This is a genomic window from Wolbachia endosymbiont (group A) of Eristalinus aeneus (genome assembly GCF_964026915.1).
Classification (GTDB): domain Bacteria; phylum Pseudomonadota; class Alphaproteobacteria; order Rickettsiales; family Anaplasmataceae; genus Wolbachia; species Wolbachia pipientis.
Genome location: NZ_OZ034712.1, coordinates 1119121 through 1136809, shown reverse-complemented (window position 1 = coordinate 1136809; position 17689 = coordinate 1119121). Strand labels below are relative to the sequence as shown.

The following is a 17689-nucleotide window of genomic DNA, read 5'->3' as shown; positions in this document are numbered from 1 at the left end:
GTCTTTACTTCTACTTTATTTTAATTTCCCGATAACGGAATTTTATGAGTGATAGACCTCTTTCTCCACATTTACAAATATATAAAGTACAAGTTACTAGTTTTTTCTCTATTATGCATAGATTGACTGGTATCTTGCTATTCCTTTTATTAATGATACTTTCTTGGTATTTCATATTACATGTTTACTTTCCTGAGTTACTTATAGTAAGGTACTTAAATGCATTATTATTCACTCCTGTTGCTAAATTAGCTTATGTCTTATGTTTTATAAGTTTTGTATATCATTTTCTTAATGGTATTCGTCATTTATTGTGGGATGCTGGGCTTAATTTAGAAATTACTGGCGTTTCAAGGAGTGCTATACTGCTGACAGTAACGCTACTTCTTTCTACTATGGCTTTTTTATTTATGTTTATATGAGTCAGTCTGGAAATTCAGTACATCATTGGTGGGTTCAGCGTGTTTCTGCGGTAATTTTACTGTTCCTGTTTTCTTGGTTTATCTATTCATTTTCTTGCACATTTTATACTGATAGCTCTTTGTCTTTTAGTGAAAAATTTATTAATCACCCTCTAGAGCTTTTATTTTTTGTTGTATTGTTGTTTTGCATTTTTTGGCACGCAGTTCTTGGAATGCAGGTAGTATGCGAAGATTATATACACAGCGTACCTTTGAGGATTTTTACAATTACATGCATAAAGTACTTATCAAGCATTACTTATATAACCCTCGCTTTTACAATCTTTATCTTCTACAGGCATATTTTCTTGTAAAATCACCGGTGCTGTGTTAATATATTATTAGTGTACTAGTTTTATTATTGAACTATAGCATTATAGCGATTTTGGTTTGACAATATGTTTGAAGCATTAAAAAAGGGAGCAATAGATCTTACACTTAAAGCAAAAGGTCTGCTTACTTCACCTGAATCTCAAGTTTACGTCGAAGACCTTAGAAAGGTAATGATGTATGATGGAAGGAAATGCCAGTATCCAAAAAATTATGATCAAATTGTACAGTCTGCTAAAATCATAGAAAACAGGGATATGCATGGAAATGCTATACTAGATAAAGATAAAAATCCAACCTATAAACTTTTGTATGGTCAAAAAGATGAGAATGGAGAACAACCAAGTTTCAGATTATCTTTAGTTACCAAAGATAAAGATAATGATAGATCTTATTTTACTATCAATTATATAGACAATCAGGGTAAGCAAATTCCGATAAATGAGTTGCATAAGTCATATTTTGAGCCATTAGGCTTTTCGAGAATGGATTTGAAAAAACACGTGCCAATTTTTGAAGCTGAAAAAACTAAGGATCCTCAATATCCATTTGAATTAACTAATTCTTCTGTGCTAACTAAAGAGGTAAAAAATAAAGAAGGTAAAGTTCAGGAAGTTGTTGATGAAAAAGGAAGAAATGGAGAATTATTATACACTAGTGATTACAAGAAGCTAAGCACCCATTTTTCAGAAATTAGAGATCAGAATGGTAATCTAGAGCTAGATAAAAGTCTTATATCTGTTCCTATCGTTTTTGCTACAAGCTTGGCTAAAGTTTGTACTAAATTGTTGACTTCTCTTCCTATAAAGTTAGGGGAGCATTTAATAAGCAAACAAAACCCAATTGCAAAGTCTTTTGGTTATCTTTTATTCACTCCTGCAGCGGCAGTAAAAAATTTAGTGGATATGGGAGCTACCATACTTAAGGCTCCAATTTTATTGTTTGTAGCAAATGAGAAAAAATATGGTGATGCTTACTTCACTATGTGGAAACACCAATTGAAAGGATGTTGGGAAGAAGCAAAAAGTGACTTTAATGTTATTAAGGGTGGAGAAAGGCTAAAGCCAGGGCAAAAGGATCATAAGCCACTTAGTATAGTGGGCACATGGGATGAGCTTAACGCTAGAAGGCCAAAGAAACAAGGGAATGATAAAGAAGTTAGCAAGAGTAATGAAATACTAAAGAGTCCTGAGGAAGAACAAAATAAGGGTAATGAAATATTAAGTGATAAAAGAAAAGGTCATGTTGAGGAATTACAAAATAGAAGAAATTCACAGCAAGGGCAAGGCGCTACACATGATCACTCTCATTAGCAATTACTTTAAATCAACATTTACTTTCTTTATTAACTATTCCACAACAAAAACTTGCATGTATTTTGCCCTCAGTATAAGATATTAATTATTTAATTAATATCTTAACTAAATGCGCCCTGTAATATTGTGTGGTGGTAGTGGTAGCAGACTTTGGCCTTTATCTAAGCCAAAGCAATTTCAGAAAATATTTAGTCAGAACACTATGTTTCACAACACTTTGTTGAGGCTGAAAAGCGATTATATGCCGCCCATAATTGCTACAAATATACAGTACGAGTCATTAGTGATGGAGGAATTGCATGCACTGCAAGAATATAAAGTGATTTTCGAACCAGTGAAAATTGGAACAGCAGCGGCAATATTAATTGCTGCGCTTCTCTGCAATGAAAACGAGACAATGTTAATTCTGCCTTCAGATCATTTCATAGGTGATTTGAATAGTTTTTATGCTTCTACTCAAAAAGCGTCTAAGTTAGCCTCTGAAACTAACTCTATAGTCACTTTTGGGGTTAAGCCTAATGAATTCAATTCTGAATACGGTTATATAAATGCAGTTTATGATCAGAAAGAAAAATATCATATAGTGAAAGATTTTACAGAAAAACCCGAGCGTAAGTTAAGTAACGATCATTATTGGAACTCTGGAATATTTGTGTTTAAAGCAAAACGCTACATAGATGAGATCAAAAAATCTGCCCTGAATCTTTACAATTCATGTTTTAAACATTTCACACCGCAAGAGAGATTTCTATATTTAAAACAACAAGATTTTGCAGGAATTAAAGACATATCCATTGATTATTTGGTGATGGAGAAAGCAAAAAACGTTGCAATGATAGAAGCTAATTTCGATTGGTTGGATGTTGGAACTTGGAATTCAGTTTTAGAATTGAGTGAGAAGTTTAGTAAAGAACCGGTGCCATTTCAGCATGTGATTAGAGAAAAAGAACCAGTTTCAACGACAGAAAGTAATAAAAATTTATTGGGTGGAGCTTGTAAGCAACCAAATAAAAGTCTAATTTCATTTATTCATAAAGTTAAGAAAGTAAAGGCGATAAGGAAAGAAGTTAAACCATGGGGATTTTGTAGTATAATTTTAATGAGCGAAAATTTTCTCATAAAATATCTTTTTATAAATCCATTAAGCTGCACTTCTAAGCAATTCCATCACTATAGAGATGAATACCATATGGTACTATCAGGAGTTGGGTATGTTAGTTTAGACGACAAAGAATATGCTATAGTAAAAGACCATATGATAGAAATCCCAAGGGAAGTTTCCCATAGGATTGAAAATAGAAGCACAAGCTTTCCACTTGAAATAGTTGAATTTCAGATAGGAGAGCATTTATCTGATAATGATATAGTGAGGTTGGATGATGTATATGGAAGATTTTGAAATTCTAATGTTAAAGATACTCTATAAGTCTGCTAAATTTAAGGAAGCAAAAATCTCTAGTTTTCAAATAAAGAAAAGTCTACAATTATACGAAGTTTCAAAAATATAATGTCTAACCTCAAAATATTTTGTAATGTCCATTGCCTTTGAAATTACTATGGCTGCTTGCTATTTGCGAGCGAAAAATGCCAGATTTTGCTCTATAATGACTTTGTTCTCTATTATCGGCATTGCCCTTGGAGTTGCAACACTAATAGTGGTGATGTCTGTGATGAACGGATTCAGAGCAAAGTTGCTTGACTCAATACTTGGCATTGATGGCCATATTAACGTTTATTTTGATAGGAACATAAATTCAGATTACTACGCAGTTTCAAAATCTATTGAGAGAATTCCTGGTATATTAAAAGCTACTCCTATGACCAATGATCAAGTCATTATTGCAGCAAATGGTAAAATTGCAGGTAGCGTAGTGCGAGGTGTGTCAACTAAAGACTTGCTTGATAGTACTGCCGTTACAAATAATGTAATTATAGGTGATGTAAAAAAATTTGATGAAGGGATAATAATAGGAGCACGATTGGCAGAAGCTTTGAACATTGACTATGGCGACGAAATTACGTTTATATCATCTGAAGAATTTGATGCATTACTTGGTGAAATGCCACGAATGAAAAAATATAAAGTTATAGCAATATTTGATATGGGTATGTTTGAGTATGATAATACCTTGATATATATGCCTCTAAAATCAGCACAAGCCTTTTTTAATTATGAAAATAGCATAAAAAATATAGAAGTACTTGTAGACGACGTTACTAGAGCTGATAAGCTGGCAGATGCTATAGAAAAAGAAATAGGAATGGAAGCTGAAAGTTGGCAATCACAGCAAAGCCATTATTTTAGTGCTTTAAAAACTGAAAGAAATGTGATGTTTTTAATTCTTACTTTGATTATAGTTGTAGCAGCGTTTAATATTATCTCAAATTTAATGATGATAGTGCAAGAAAAGAAATCCGCGATTGCAATTATGCGTACATTTGGTGCAACAAGTGGAAGCATTATGCGCATATTTTGTGCTTGTGGTCTATTAATCGGTTTTACGGGAACTTGTCTTGGCTGTATTATAGGTGTCGTTTTTTCTCTCAATATCGAAAGCATTAGAGTGTTTTTAGAAAACATTACTAATGTCAAGCTGTTTGATCCTATGATATACTTTTTTTCAAGTTTGCCAGTAATATTAGTTCCTCAAGATGTAGTGAACATTTCTGCACTTGCATTATTCTTATCATTTTTAGCGACAATTGCTCCTGCATTACAGGCAGCTGCACAAGATCCTGCGGAGATATTACGTTATGAATGATACTCAGCAAAAGTACATAGGTTGGTTCTTAATTGTATTGTTATTTACCGGTTACATCACAATAAATAACATAATCTTTTTAAAAATAAATCAGCAAGAGAGTGAAAACAATGTGAAAGCTTTAACGGAAAACATGGATGAATTTAGAATGTTGCTTGAAGTTAATCAATCTAGAATAGAAAAAAAGATATTTGACCTCAAGAGAAGTCAGCATACTCAATGTGAGCAAGGTGATAATAACTCAAGATGTAAGAACCTTGCAAAATTGCTATTACTTGTGGTTAAAATGAAGAATTCGTTATTGCGAGAAGCAAAATTTGATAACCATATAAATTCAATAAAGCCTTTGATATCAGAGCTTGACGATCCAGAGATAGAAAATGCAGTAGATGAATTAGAAAATTTGAAAGAGATAAATACCTTACACGAATTGAAGTTATCTTTTGAAAAAACTATTGATACTATCGATTACAACAAAAGTACATTGTCTAAAAAAATCATTTCAAACTGGATAAAGGTAGACGACCGAAATGATCCATTAAGAGTAAAATTCGCAGAAATTGAGGAGTCAATAAATGATAATGATTGGCAAAATATAACTGTTACAGTAAGCAATTTAACGCATTCAGAATTCAAGCCATGGCTGAATAAATTGAATGGTTTTATTGTAGCTTCTAAGAATATTTCAACAATATATCATCACTTATTACAATATATCTCATGATTTATTTTATAATTTTCGCTTTTTCGTTTTTATTTGGTATATGGGTCAAGGTAAGTGGTGAAGTAATAAAATTGGAATTAGGCAATTACACTATAAGTATTGATCTATATTTCATTATTTTTACTTGTGTAGTTTTATTATTTTTATTAATTACACTTGTACGCTTTTTTTCCTCCATTTCATCAACATTTGCCAACATAAGAAATAGAAGAAGGGATAGGGAAGAATTGCTTCTCTTTGAAGCTTTCTTTAGCATAGACTTAGACAATATAGAGAATGCCCAAAAGCTAGTTAAAAGTCTGAGTGAGGAGAGCGATAGGTTGTCTTTAATAAAGCTCTTTAACTCAGGTAAGACGGGAAATTACAGCTTTTTCAGTAACGGTTTAACAAATATTGCAAATAAAAATCGTAACTTAGCTCTACTTCTAGCCAATAAGCTGATTGTCCACCTCAAACAAGAAAAAGTAGTCTTTCAAAAATTTATAGAATATTGCTCTAGTTCAATTAACGATAAAATGCTATCTATTCCCTTTCAAATAGAGCATTGCATATTGAAAGAAGATTGGATTAATGCAATTTTGAGGTTGAAGGAAGCAGTTAAGTCCAATATTTTTCTCCCCTTTGATCATAAAGAAATGTTTGCAGTGTTTTATTGCGCTTTAGCAAAGCAATATGAAAGTAAAGGAAATTTTAAGGAGGCTATAAAGTCTTTATTTAGAGCACAACGTTATAGTGCAATTTTTCAGCCCATCAATTATTTAAAGGCAGAATTATATATTAAACTTGGAAAAATCAGAAAAGCTTCTGCAGTGCTAGAGGCAGAGTATACAGTAAATCCTACTCCTCAGTCAGCTAAAATGTACATCAATTTAAATAGTAAAGGTGCTGAAAGACTATACAACTTACGCCCTGATTATTATTTTAGTTACTGTTTACTTGCTTTGTCCTCAATGAGTTCAGGTAAATATGATCTTGCAAGTCAATATTTAGACACTGCTATGAAAAAAGCTAATTACATGTCAATCTACTTTATTGTAATACAACTCAAGGTTACATTGCAAGAACACGACAAGGTAATTTATTGGCTAAACAAGATGGACTCAGAAGCTTTGCCTGATCCAGGCTGGAAATGTAAAAATTGTAACAGGGAACTAGAACAATGGGATCATAAGTGTTCAAGTTGTAATAGTTTTAATTGTGTTTATTATATATTATAAAATTCCACAAAGTGTAGAAATTACCATTAGGCTACTTTCACATTGATATTGCTGAAGTTAGAGCACTTTCTTAATATAATCCTTATCTCCAAACAATAAACCTGCAAGTTTCTTAGCTAGACTTGGTTTTAATGTCAAAAAAACTTGCTTTTAGACACTAACAGTTATATATTTTAATAAATCAGGGTTGTATACAAAATGAAGAGCTTAAAGGAATTATCCTTAAGAATTAAGAATATTAGGTCTGTACAGAAAACCACGAAAATAATGCAAATGGTTTCTGCAGCAAAGTTGTTACAAAGCCAAAAGAAGTTATTAAATTCAAAATTATATGTATCTAAGCTGCATAACATTATTTTTTCATTAATGCTATCAGTTGATCAAGAATTACTGGCAAAAATTCTAAATGTCAGTAACGACGGTTCTTACCTAGTATTCATTATTGCGTCTGATCGTGGCTTGTGCGGCAACTTTAACTCTTCTATTGTCAAATTTAGTCAAGAGCGTGTAAATAAGTCAATCGCAAATGGCAAAAAAGTAGATATTGTATTTCTTGGTAAAAAAGCTTTTGATGTAGGTAAAAATAGATTTGACTCTAAAAGTATCTTAAAAATTGAAAATAGTAAGGGAATCACGTTAAAGCACGTAGAAGCTTTGGTTGATGGTATAGATTTAAGTAAATACGATAAAGTTAAAGTTTTTTATAGTAAATTCTATAATACCTTCACGCAAAAACCAATGTTGGAAACAATAAAACCATGGAGTAAAGACTCATCCTTGATTGATAGCTCTCTGGCTGGTCCAACAACAGATTACGGCTATGAGTATGAACCACAAAATATTGAATTTATTTTAAAATCTTTAGTTCAAGATTACGTTGTAATTGCTCTTTACTCTGCTTTACTTGAAAGTGCAACGAGTGAGAATAGTGCTAGAATGGTTGCTATGGAATCAGCAAACAGAAACACTAAAGAGATACTGAACAAATTAGCATTGCTTTATAATCGTTCTCGTCAAGCAGCGATTACGACTGATTTAATTGAAGTTATAGGTGGTGCAGAATCTTTATAGAAATCTAAGGAATAGAAAATGAATATATTAAATATTGCAGCAGATATTACTAAACTAATAAAAAAGCAAAATCAAGATGCGGAAGTTACAATATATGAAACTAATAAGACTTCAGTTTCTCAGCGTCTATCAAAAATTGAGCAAATATCACAATCTAAAAATTGCACTGTAGGAATCAGAGCTATAGCAGGTAAAAACAAAGCTGCGTATATTTCTACAAACGATTTGAATAATCTGAGTGATACAGTAAGCCAAGTGGTAGAAATGGCAAAGAATGCGCCAGAAGATCCTTGCATTAATTTTGCTGTAAATGGTAGTAATTATATCTCTTCTGCAGATTTAAGTATCTCAGATAATAATGTTGTAACCGTTGATAACCTAAAAGAAATTGCTGAAGCTGCAGAAAATTCAGCCCTTGCACATAAGAGTATCACTAATTCTGAAGGAGCCTCTTCTTCATACGCTTTAGTGAATACAGTATTATCGACTGTTTCTGGTTTTATTGGCTCGTTTAGTAAATCAACCTTTGCTAATCAGGTTTCTGTTGTTGCTGGAAGAGAAAGTGAAATGAAGGTTGGTTACGATTATGATATAGCATGTAATTTTAGTGATTTAAAGTTGCCAGAGTTAATGGGAAAAGAAGCAGCAAAAAGAGCAGTTGATCAATTGAATTCACGTACAATGAAAACTGGTAAATTTCCAGTTATTTTTGAAAAAAGAGCAGCAAAAGGGCTAGTAAAAAGTTTTGCTTCTGCTATAAATGGGAGCAGTATTATAAGCAACAGTTCTTTCTTGAGGGGTAGTTTAAACGCTCAGATTTTCAACGATAGAATTAATATTATCGATGATCCATTGTTGCCAAGAGGCATAGCATCGAGACCATTTGATGGAGAAGGGATAACTAGCAAGAAAAATATATTTGTAAAAAACGGAATATTACAAAATTGGATTTTAGACTTATACTCGGCTAGAAAATTAGACTCAGAAACAACCGGAAGTGCAACTCGTGCAAGTAATGCTGCAGTTATTCCTGCAGCTAGTAACCTCTACATTGAGAATGGTGATGTATCGTTTGAAGAATTAATTCAGGAAGTGAAAGAGGGAATATATGTAACTGATTTATTTGGTTTTGGTGTCAATTTAATCAATGGCGATTACAGCCAAGGCGCTTCCGGATTTTTTATAGAAAATGGAAAAATAACGTATCCAATACATGAGATTACCATTGCTAGCAATTTGAAGGATATGTTTAGCAATTTAGTCGTTGCAGATGATCTAACTTTTTGTGGGCAATTTAATTCACCAACGATTAAAGTTAGCGAAATGACGGTTGCAGGTTCGCTTAACGATTAAAAAATTTATTTGCATCAAGTACAACAATTGTGTATTATTGTCATGTAATGTTAAGAATAGACTATGGAGTATAAAGGTTTAGTTTCAATAGCTAAGCTTAAAGCATTCTCAATCGTAATTTCAAAGTTTTTCATCACATTAGTAATGTTAGTTAATAATTTAGGAGTTGTTTAAATGGAATTTGGTAATGTAAAATGGTTTAATGCCGAAAAAGGCTATGGTTTCATCAAGCCAGAAGGTAAAGGGGGTGACGTTTTTGTACATATTAGCACATTGGAACGTTCGGGAATAAGACCTGAGGCACTTAAAGGAGAGAATAAAGAGAAGGGAATAAAAGGAGAAAGGGTGAGTTATGAGGTTAAAGAGGAGCGCGGTAGAAACGGAGAAGATAAAAAATCTGCAATAAATTTAAGATTGGAAGATTAATCTATTATGAAGTCTTTTAACAGGATTAACGTATTGTGAATAATTTTCATGAGATGGGTCTCCCAGCTTCGCTTAGACAAGCTCTAGATAAAAATAATCTTTTCGTCCCAACTCCGATTCAAATACAAGCGATTCCCTTAGCGCTACAAGGTAAAGATATTCTCGGATCTGCTCAAACGGGGACTGGAAAAACTTTAGCATTTGCTATTCCGTTGGTTGCTAAGTTGCTGAATGAGCCTAACACTGGTTCAGCTTTAGTCATCGTGCCAACCAGAGAGCTTGCGCATCAGGTAACAAATGAGATAAGAAAACTCTTATCTCAAAATTCTGCACTAAGGGTCGCTTTGTTGATTGGTGGTGAGCCTATTTTTAGGCAGCTAAATCAGCTTCAGAAAAAACCACAAATTGTAATAGGTACTCCTGGTCGTATTATAGACCATATTGAGCGTAAAACTTTGATTACTCGCAATGTTAGCGTTCTTGTGCTTGATGAAACGGATCGTATGTTTGATATGGGCTTTGGAGTTCAGATTGAAGAAATTATGAAGCATTTGCCTAAAATAAGGCAAACTCTTATGTTTTCTGCAACTCTTCCTGGAGATATAGTAAAACTTGCTGAGAAGTACCTTAATCGACCAGAACGTATTTCTGTTGATTGTGAGGTTACAACTTCTGTAAAAATTAAGCAAGAAATTGTTTATGCATCAGAATCAGAAAAATATGAAAAGCTTGTTACACAACTATGTCAGCGCGAAGGATCAATCATTATCTTTGTCAAAACAAAGCGAGGAGCGGATCAGCTAGCTAACAGATTGCACAAAGATGACTATAGCGCTTTAGCAATTCATGGTGATTTAAGGCAGCACAAGCGCGAAAGGGTCATTAATTCTTTTCGTCGTGGCCGTAATCAAATCATGGTTGCAACAGATGTTGCTTCTCGCGGCCTTGATATTCCCCACATTCAACATGTTATCAATTATGATGCACCACAATCGCAAGCTGACTATATTCATCGTATAGGTAGAACTGCACGCGCTGGAGCTGAAGGGTATGCGCTATCTTTTGTTACACCTCAAGATAAGAGAAGACTGCCTGCACTGGCAGACAAAGAAGGAGAGCTAAATTTTGATTGTAGTGTGCAATTTAAAAAACGTAACAGCAAAAAGGTCTTTAAAAGGCCAAGTACGTTAAAGACTAAATACGGTAGAAAAAAGATCAATGCATTTAAGAAGAAAAGCAGAGTACTAGAAAAAGCGTATTAAATAGGATTTACCTACAATTTGATAAGCGTAAAACTCGTCATTCCGCTACTCATTAGCGGAATCTATGCTGAGATATTGCGGTGCTATGACGTAGATCCAGAGTGGGATTCAAATTGGCTACAGCGAACTGCTGGATTTCAATTTTTTTAATAATTGTGTGCTATTCATTATATATGAGTTCCCACTTTTAAAGAGAATAGGAGATGATTTCCAAAAACTTAGAGGCAAGTTTGAATAGAGCACTATTCATTGCTTCTAATTTTAATCTTAAATATGCGAAAGTAGAACATTTATTGCTGGCGTTAACTAAAGACGTGGATGTAAATTACGTTTTATCAAGATGTAATATCAGAGCCGATGAAATCATCAGTATGGATAACATTCTATCAAGATGCAATATTAAGGCTAATGATTATAATAATAATATAAAAGGGTTTTTACAAAGCAGTTCTGAATTGATTATCAGTGGAGTTAAACCTAGCTCAATGTTTCAATGCATAATACACAGAGCAATAATACGGGCTCATAGCTTGGGGAAAAAAGAAATAAATGGAGCAAGTGTTCTAGTAGAAATTTTGTCTGGGCAAGATTTATACGTTGAAGATCTATTGCAGAAACAAAGTGCGAAAGATTCCAATTTGATTTACCACATATCTAACATGAAATACTCTAACGATATAGATGAATACACCACTAATCATAAAGTAAAACTTGATAAAAATAATGATGCTCCTACTACAGTAAATAAAGGTGAGCTACTAAAAGATGAGGAAATTCTACAAAGTTATTGTAAAAATTTAAATGACTATGCAAGAAGCAAAAAAATAGATTATGTTATTGGTCGTGATTATGAATTAAATCGCACTATAGAAATATTATTGAGGCGTAGAAAAAACAACCCTTTATATGTTGGAGATCCAGGTGTTGGCAAAACCACAATAGTTGAGGGTTTGGTACTCAAAATCATTGAAAACAGTGTTCCAAGTGCGCTCAGGTCCAGTATAATTTATGCTTTGGATTTAGGGTCACTCCTTGCAGGGACACGCTATAGAGGTGATTTTGAAGAGAGAATAAAATCTATAATAAAAGCGATTGAGGCAAAACCAGGTGCTATCCTTTTTATTGACGAAATACACACTATCATTGGAGCAGGTTCTACAAGTGGTAGCTTTCTTGATGCAGGTAACCTACTCAAACCTGCGCTTGCAAGAGGTACACTGCGTTGTATAGGTGCAACTACATATAGAGAATACAGCAATAGTTTTGAAAAAGATAAAGCATTAGCGAGGAGGTTTCAAAAAATTAATGTTAAGGAATCTTCTGTTAACGAAACGATAAAGATACTAGATGGTATAAAGCACTACTATGAAGGGTATCATGGAGTATATTATACAAAGAATGCCATTAGGTCTGCGGCTGAACTTTCGCATAAGTATATTACTGGGCGAATATTACCTGATAAAGCGGTTGATGTTATTGATGAGGCAGGGGCATATTGTAAATTGCTAAGAAACAGGGGTAAAATTGTAAATAGTAGAGATATTAAGAATACTATTACTAGAATTACAAATGTGCCTTGCGGATCTGAATCTGATGATTTGCAGAAAGTAAAGTCTTTAAAAGCTAATCTAGAGAAGGTGATTTTTGGCCAAGAGCAGGCAATAGAATCTCTTGTTAATTCTATTAAAATTGCTAAATCTGGGTTGAGAAATTACAATAAGCCTTTAGCAAATTATCTTTTTGCAGGGCCAACCGGTGTTGGTAAAACCGAGCTAGCAAAACAATTAGCAGAAAGCATGGGCATGAATCTTATACGCTTTGATATGTCCGAATATATTGAGTCTCATACGATATCAAGGATGATTGGTTCTCCTCCTGGATATGTAGGTTATGATCAGGGTGGATTACTCACAGAGTCTGTATCTAATAATCAATATAGTGTTGTGCTGCTTGATGAAATTGAAAAGGCTCATAGCGATATCTATAATATATTGCTACAAATTATGGATTATGGTTGCGTTACAGACACTTACGGACGTAAAGTTAACTTTTCCAATATAATCTTAATTATGACAACTAATGCAGGAGCAGCTGAACGCAGCAAAAGTTTTGTTGGCTTTGGGCATAAAAAATTTAACACTGGTGATAGTGAAAAAGCGATAGAACAGGTTTTTAGCCCTGAATTTCGTAATCGTCTTGATGCGATTATTTCTTTTTCTGACTTAAATGCGGATATAATTCTGCATATTGTAGATAAATTTATTCAGGAACTGAAAAAGCAGCTGACGCAAAAAGGCATAAACTGCTTGGTAGAGGATGAAGTGAAATCTTATCTTGTACAAATGGGTTATAGTAAGGAAATGGGAGCACGTCCGATAGAGAGACTTATTGAAAAAGAGATAAAAAGTTACTTAGCGGAAGAAATACTGAATCGTAAATTAATAAAAGGAAAGAAATTAAGAATCTATATGAATAAAGTAGAAAATAAAATTGCTTTTGATATAGTTTAAAATCCTTGTATTGAACTTCATCTTTGTTACAATCTATAACTTAAATTCAATTTGAATTATAGTGATAAGTGATAAAGTAAAACAAGTCCTAAGCTACTACGAAAGTGAAAACCCTGGGGTAAAAGCAAATCTTACTCGTATTCTCATGCATGGAAAGCTTGGCGGCACTGGCAAATTAGTAATTCTCCCTGTAGACCAAGGGTTTGAACACGGGCCAATAAAAAGTTTTGAAGTTAACCCTGATGCTTATGACCCACATTATCATTTTCAGCTTGCAGTTGATTCGGGAGTAAGTGCATATGCTGCTCCACTTGGTATGATTGAAGCTGGTGCTTCAACTTATGCTGGAATGCTCCCACTTATTTTGAAACTTAATAGTTCCAACTCCTTACATTCGAAGAATCTGACTTCTGATCAAGCAATAACCTCTTCTGTGAAAGATGCACTGCGTTTGGGCTGCTTGGCTGTTGGATTTACTATATATCCTGGTTCTGCTAAGTGTTTCGATATGATGGAAGAAGCCCGTGAAATCGTAGCTGAAGCCAAATCTTATGGGCTTGCAGTAGTGTTATGGTCTTATCCACGCGGTGAAGGAATTTCCAAAGAAGGTGAAACAGCGGTTGATGTTATTGCCTATGCTGCACACATGGCAGCTTTGCTTGGCGCTAATATAATAAAAGTAAAACTTCCAACTAAATATTTGGAAAGGGAGAAAATAGAAACAGAAAATATTGAATTATTACCTAAAAGAATTGAATATGTTAAAAGATCTTGTTTTGCAGGAAAAAGAATAGTAGTTTTTTCTGGTGGCGAGTCGAAATCAGTGAATGACATATGCAATGAAGCGAAAGAAATTAAGCAGGGTGGTGGTAATGGTTCAATCATTGGACGTAACACTTTCCAACGCAAAAGGGAGGAAGCTTTATCTATGCTAAAAGATATAATGGATATCTACACATAAAAAACGGCTGGGTGGCAGAATGGCTTATGCAGAGGACTGCAAATCCTTTTATACCGGTTCAATTCCGGTCCCGGCCTCTTTCATTTTCTATATCTTGTAAAAGTTGCTCAATTCAACAGTAGCTTTAAGTGTGTAACCTATAGAGAAAATTATTCATAAGTAAAATCAATTTCTTTTCAAGTTATGGTTATACTCTTATAGCGTTTCATGGTAAAAAATAAACTAAAAATAAGCAAAGTGTTTTACAAAATGATATTACGTGATTTATTGTTTTTACTGCCGCCCGAAGTTGCTCACTCTTTGGCAATTATGGCATTAAAGAAAATACCTTATAAGAATCCTATAGAGCTACCAGAATCTTTGAGTGTGAATTTTTTTGGTAATAAGCTCAGAAGCCCCGTGGGTCTGGCTGCAGGTTTTGACAAGAATGCAGAAGTTATAAGGCCTATGCTTTCATTTGGTTTTGGATTTATTGAAACTGGTACTGTAACTCGTAATCCACAATATGGAAACAAAAAACCAAGAATTTTTCGGTTAATTAAAGATCAAGGGGTAATTAACAGATTGGGATTTAACAATAAAGGAATAGACTACTTTCTTAAACAAATAGATAAAACCAAGCTTGATGATTGCATTTTTGGCATCAACATAGGAAAAAACAGTACATCAAAGGACCAAATCAGCGATTATGTTGACTTAATAAAGATAGTATATGGAAAAAGCAATTATATAGTGCTGAACATCTCATCCCCAAACACGCCTAATTTACGCAATCTGCACAATAAGCAAGAATTATCGGAATTGTTGAAATCCGTAACTCTAACCCGGAAATCAATTGATAATTCTAAATCCATACCAATAATATTAAAAATCTCACCAGATATAGATCAGCAAACGAAAGAAAATATCGCTGAGCTTGCGTTGGAATATAAGATTGACGGATTAACAGTGAGCAACACTACGATCAGTCGGAATAACTTACATTCCCACCAAAACGAGAGTGGTGGGTTGAGTGGCAAACCGCTGTTTAAACTTTCAACCGAGTTATTGAGCGATATGTACAAACTTACTAAGGGCAAAATATTGTTGGTAGGATGCGGAGGAATCTCAAGTGGTGCTGATGCATATAAAAAAATAAAGGCAGGAGCTTCTTTGGTGCAGTTGTACACTGCTCTCATATACCACGGACCTCAAGTTGTAAACAAAATTAATCTAGAACTTGCAGAACTAATAAGGAGAGATGGATTTAGTAACATTAGTGAGGTGGTGGGTTGTATACATTAAGCATCTTCTCTGTCACCTAAGTAGCCGACACTGGAATAACATCGATGAATCATTATTCAAATAATGGTTATGCAAGAAGTCTATTAAACTGTATATTTTGGAAGTTGTTGGTATTATTTTAATAAAACAAAACTAATTCTTTGGTATAAAGGTGTGGTAGGAAGTGTTATTCTTTTAAATAATGGGTATGAAGAGTTTGAATGATGCAATATCTAAGATCATTGATTATAAATTTACAAATTATGCAATATTAGAAGAGGCACTAACTCACCCAAGCGTAAATAAAAGGAATAGCAAAAACCAGATTGTAAGCTACGAAAGACTAGAGTTTTTGGGCGATAGTGTTTTGAATATGGTTGTATCTGCCACACTGTTTAAACTATTTCCTGAAGAAAAAGAAGGAGCATTGGCAAAAAGAAAGACGGATTTAGTTTGTGGCAACACCATTGCTAATGTTGCTAAAGAAATAAAATTAGGCAGCTTTATCATCATGAATAATAGTGAACGCTGCAATGGAGGGAGATGTAACTTAAAAAATTTAGAAAACTCGCTTGAAGCACTAATAGGTGCAATTTATATTGATGGCGGGCTTGAAAATGTTGAAAAATTTATTATCCAATATTGGGAAAAGCTAGCTAAAGGCATGCTTGACCCCCCTCAAGATCCTAAAACCTCACTGCAAGAGTGGACTCAGAAAAACAAATTGCCTTTACCAGAGTATGAGCTTGTAAAACAAACTGGACCAGCGCACAATCCTGAATTTACTATATCAGTTTGCATAGAAGATTATGGTAAAGTTTCTGCATGCGCTTCTAGTAAAAAGATTGCTGAACAAAAAGCTGCTGAGTTGATGCTAGAAAAAATTGGAAAAGACGCTTCAGTTTAGGCAAAATAGGCATTAATGTAAATTTTAAGGAAGCTAATAGCGTTTAGGGTAAATGGTCAATTTAAGGAGAAGCATAGTATTATTCATAAAAAAGTTGATCTACCAAAAATCAAGCCTTATGTAGTGGAATATCAATGGCTGTTGTCGGAGATGCGGAAAAAAAGAAGTAGCAAGTTACCAAAAGGTGTTATGCCAGATACATTTGGTCCAAGAGTTGTTTTGTGAAGTTGACAGAGTCAAGGAGAATGAAAGTTTTAAAAAATAGCATATTTTTTAATTATAAAAATTTGATATTAACTGTTGTTGGTTGATTGAGTAAAAACCAGTGAATGGTCACGTTAAAACATATTTTTAAATTTCTGCCAAAATCCTGGTTTATTATCATTAACCTTTGTAAATGTTATATTTAAACTGTATTTCGGATCATTTGGCACGTCGTATTTTATGCTAAATGTTGAAACTTTATCGTTATTGTAAATATGTACATCATCATATGATAGCTTTGTTGTGTAACACTTTACATACTTTTGCTTATCATGCACTAAATCACCTGACTCCCTTTCTAGTTCCACAAATTTCGTTTTTTTCTGACATTCCTTCATTTTTATTAAATCCTTATCTAGTGATATTGAAACTGGCAACGTATTTCCAGCATATTCTTTAGCTAAAAGTTCACTTTGAGGATACATTTTTATTTCCCTGCCAAAATGTGAGTCTATGAAATTATTACTCCAAAATTTATCGCCAGAATGCACGTACTCATCAGTAGCATACGGCACCCCACCATAATTGCATTGAACTTTGTAATCTCCAACACCGTTGTTTTGAAAAAAATCATGAATAGCAGTGTAGCTACCGGCAGCATCATTTATATAATCCATTACTTTATTCCTTAAATTTTTAGTTCATTATATCATAATCATTATGCCAATCAATCAAAAAAGCTCTCCCTTGCTGTTTTTAAAACTGATTTTGAGCAAGCGCTCTCGATTAGTTGGGAGCGTATTTGTAAGATTGTGACATTCGTGCCTCCCAGTTTTTCACATACTGCTGAATCAATTCAGGATAATCTGTAATAATTAATAAATTTTCAGCATTTCCTTTTTTAGCTGTCTTAGAGGTTGTC

At 33.7% G+C, this 17689-nt stretch carries 16 protein-coding genes, 1 tRNA gene and 1 pseudogene; 16 read left to right on the top strand and 2 right to left on the bottom strand.

From position 1 onward, the window contains the following. Positions 1-44 precede the first annotated feature (44 nt). The 16 genes from sdhC to rnc all read left to right on the top strand — a co-directional run bounded on the left by sdhC (position 45) and on the right by rnc (position 16563). Positions 45-422, top strand: coding sequence for a succinate dehydrogenase, cytochrome b556 subunit (gene sdhC, locus AAGD62_RS05860; RefSeq protein WP_007548462.1), 378 nt, complete (start codon positions 45-47; stop codon positions 420-422). Beyond that, complete coding sequence (sdhD, locus tag AAGD62_RS05855) at positions 419-775, top strand: succinate dehydrogenase, hydrophobic membrane anchor protein (RefSeq protein ID WP_155969122.1); 357 nt, start codon at positions 419-421, stop codon at positions 773-775. Before sdhC ends, sdhD begins: the two co-directional genes overlap by 4 nt. Positions 776-859: 84 nt before the next feature. Next, complete coding sequence (locus AAGD62_RS05850; RefSeq protein WP_155969125.1) at positions 860-2104, top strand: hypothetical protein; 1245 nt, start codon at positions 860-862, stop codon at positions 2102-2104. 112 nt (positions 2105-2216) lie between these two features. Beyond that, positions 2217-3506, top strand: coding sequence for a sugar phosphate nucleotidyltransferase (locus AAGD62_RS05845; protein ID WP_155969127.1), 1290 nt, complete (start codon positions 2217-2219; stop codon positions 3504-3506). 133 nt (positions 3507-3639) lie between these two features. Then, complete coding sequence (locus tag AAGD62_RS05840) at positions 3640-4869, top strand: lipoprotein-releasing ABC transporter permease subunit (RefSeq protein ID WP_155969129.1); 1230 nt, start codon at positions 3640-3642, stop codon at positions 4867-4869. Further along, positions 4862-5593 (top strand): hypothetical protein, encoded by a 732-nt coding sequence (locus tag AAGD62_RS05835; protein WP_038250643.1) that lies wholly within the window; start codon positions 4862-4864, stop codon positions 5591-5593. Before AAGD62_RS05840 ends, AAGD62_RS05835 begins: the two co-directional genes overlap by 8 nt. After that, the gene (locus AAGD62_RS05830) at positions 5590-6810 is read left to right on the top strand and encodes a heme biosynthesis protein HemY (RefSeq protein ID WP_155969131.1); all 1221 of its coding nucleotides are present in this window, start codon (positions 5590-5592) and stop codon (positions 6808-6810) included. Before AAGD62_RS05835 ends, AAGD62_RS05830 begins: the two co-directional genes overlap by 4 nt. A 198-nt stretch (positions 6811-7008) precedes the next feature. Beyond that, positions 7009-7881, top strand: coding sequence for an ATP synthase F1 subunit gamma (gene atpG, locus AAGD62_RS05825; RefSeq protein WP_010081973.1), 873 nt, complete (start codon positions 7009-7011; stop codon positions 7879-7881). Positions 7882-7899: 18 nt separating this feature from the next. After that, positions 7900-9234: a TldD/PmbA family protein gene (locus AAGD62_RS05820; RefSeq protein ID WP_010081974.1), complete on the top strand. Its 1335-nt coding sequence runs from the start codon at positions 7900-7902 to the stop codon at positions 9232-9234. A 174-nt stretch (positions 9235-9408) separates the two neighbouring features. Then, a complete protein-coding gene (locus AAGD62_RS05815) occupies positions 9409-9660 on the top strand; it encodes a cold-shock protein (protein ID WP_006279919.1) in 252 nt (83 codons plus the stop codon). A gap of 35 nt (positions 9661-9695) precedes the next feature. After that, the gene (locus tag AAGD62_RS05810) at positions 9696-10922 is read left to right on the top strand and encodes a DEAD/DEAH box helicase (RefSeq protein WP_038199603.1); all 1227 of its coding nucleotides are present in this window, start codon (positions 9696-9698) and stop codon (positions 10920-10922) included. Positions 10923-11125: 203 nt separating this feature from the next. Then, positions 11126-13432, top strand: a complete 2307-nt coding sequence (locus AAGD62_RS05805) for an AAA family ATPase (protein WP_155969133.1) — start codon at positions 11126-11128, stop codon at positions 13430-13432. Between the two features lie 64 nt (positions 13433-13496). After that, positions 13497-14393, top strand: a complete 897-nt coding sequence (locus AAGD62_RS05800; RefSeq protein WP_155969605.1) for a class I fructose-bisphosphate aldolase — start codon at positions 13497-13499, stop codon at positions 14391-14393. A gap of 5 nt (positions 14394-14398) precedes the next feature. Next, positions 14399-14470 (top strand) — tRNA-Cys (locus AAGD62_RS05795). Positions 14471-14600: 130 nt separating this feature from the next. Next, positions 14601-15677 (top strand): quinone-dependent dihydroorotate dehydrogenase, encoded by a 1077-nt coding sequence (locus AAGD62_RS05790; protein ID WP_341812706.1) that lies wholly within the window; start codon positions 14601-14603, stop codon positions 15675-15677. Positions 15678-15864: 187 nt separating this feature from the next. Further along, positions 15865-16563, top strand: coding sequence for a ribonuclease III (rnc, locus tag AAGD62_RS05785; RefSeq protein WP_006279914.1), 699 nt, complete (start codon positions 15865-15867; stop codon positions 16561-16563). Between the two features lie 338 nt (positions 16564-16901). Here the strand turns inward: rnc and AAGD62_RS05775 are convergent, their stop codons facing one another. Both AAGD62_RS05775 and AAGD62_RS05770 read right to left on the bottom strand, forming a co-directional pair. Continuing rightward, on the bottom strand, positions 16902-17444 hold the full coding sequence (locus AAGD62_RS05775; protein ID WP_006279913.1) for a hypothetical protein: 543 nt from the start codon (positions 17442-17444) through the stop codon (positions 16902-16904). A 109-nt stretch (positions 17445-17553) separates the two neighbouring features. Beyond that, a pseudogene (locus AAGD62_RS05770) lies at positions 17554-17685 on the bottom strand (phospholipase D family protein); the annotation flags it as partial. Between the last annotated feature and the right edge of the window lie 4 nt (positions 17686-17689).

Excerpts from the sequence above, each read along its gene's own strand:
- sdhC (WP_007548462.1), top strand. The coding sequence starts at position 45 with ATGAGTGATAGACCTCTTTCTCCACATTTACAAATATATAAAGTACAA.
- sdhD (WP_155969122.1), top strand. The coding sequence starts at position 419 with ATGAGTCAGTCTGGAAATTCAGTACATCATTGGTGGGTTCAGCGTGTT.
- AAGD62_RS05850 (WP_155969125.1), top strand. The coding sequence starts at position 860 with ATGTTTGAAGCATTAAAAAAGGGAGCAATAGATCTTACACTTAAAGCA.
- AAGD62_RS05845 (WP_155969127.1), top strand. The coding sequence starts at position 2,217 with ATGCGCCCTGTAATATTGTGTGGTGGTAGTGGTAGCAGACTTTGGCCT.
- AAGD62_RS05840 (WP_155969129.1), top strand. The coding sequence starts at position 3,640 with ATGTCCATTGCCTTTGAAATTACTATGGCTGCTTGCTATTTGCGAGCG.
- AAGD62_RS05835 (WP_038250643.1), top strand. The coding sequence starts at position 4,862 with ATGAATGATACTCAGCAAAAGTACATAGGTTGGTTCTTAATTGTATTG.
- AAGD62_RS05830 (WP_155969131.1), top strand. The coding sequence starts at position 5,590 with ATGATTTATTTTATAATTTTCGCTTTTTCGTTTTTATTTGGTATATGG.
- atpG (WP_010081973.1), top strand. The coding sequence starts at position 7,009 with ATGAAGAGCTTAAAGGAATTATCCTTAAGAATTAAGAATATTAGGTCT.
- AAGD62_RS05820 (WP_010081974.1), top strand. The coding sequence starts at position 7,900 with ATGAATATATTAAATATTGCAGCAGATATTACTAAACTAATAAAAAAG.
- AAGD62_RS05815 (WP_006279919.1), top strand. The coding sequence starts at position 9,409 with ATGGAATTTGGTAATGTAAAATGGTTTAATGCCGAAAAAGGCTATGGT.
- AAGD62_RS05805 (WP_155969133.1), top strand. The coding sequence starts at position 11,126 with ATGATTTCCAAAAACTTAGAGGCAAGTTTGAATAGAGCACTATTCATT.
- AAGD62_RS05790 (WP_341812706.1), top strand. The coding sequence starts at position 14,601 with ATGGTAAAAAATAAACTAAAAATAAGCAAAGTGTTTTACAAAATGATA.
- rnc (WP_006279914.1), top strand. The coding sequence starts at position 15,865 with ATGAAGAGTTTGAATGATGCAATATCTAAGATCATTGATTATAAATTT.
- AAGD62_RS05775 (WP_006279913.1), bottom strand. The coding sequence starts at position 17,444 with ATGGATTATATAAATGATGCTGCCGGTAGCTACACTGCTATTCATGAT.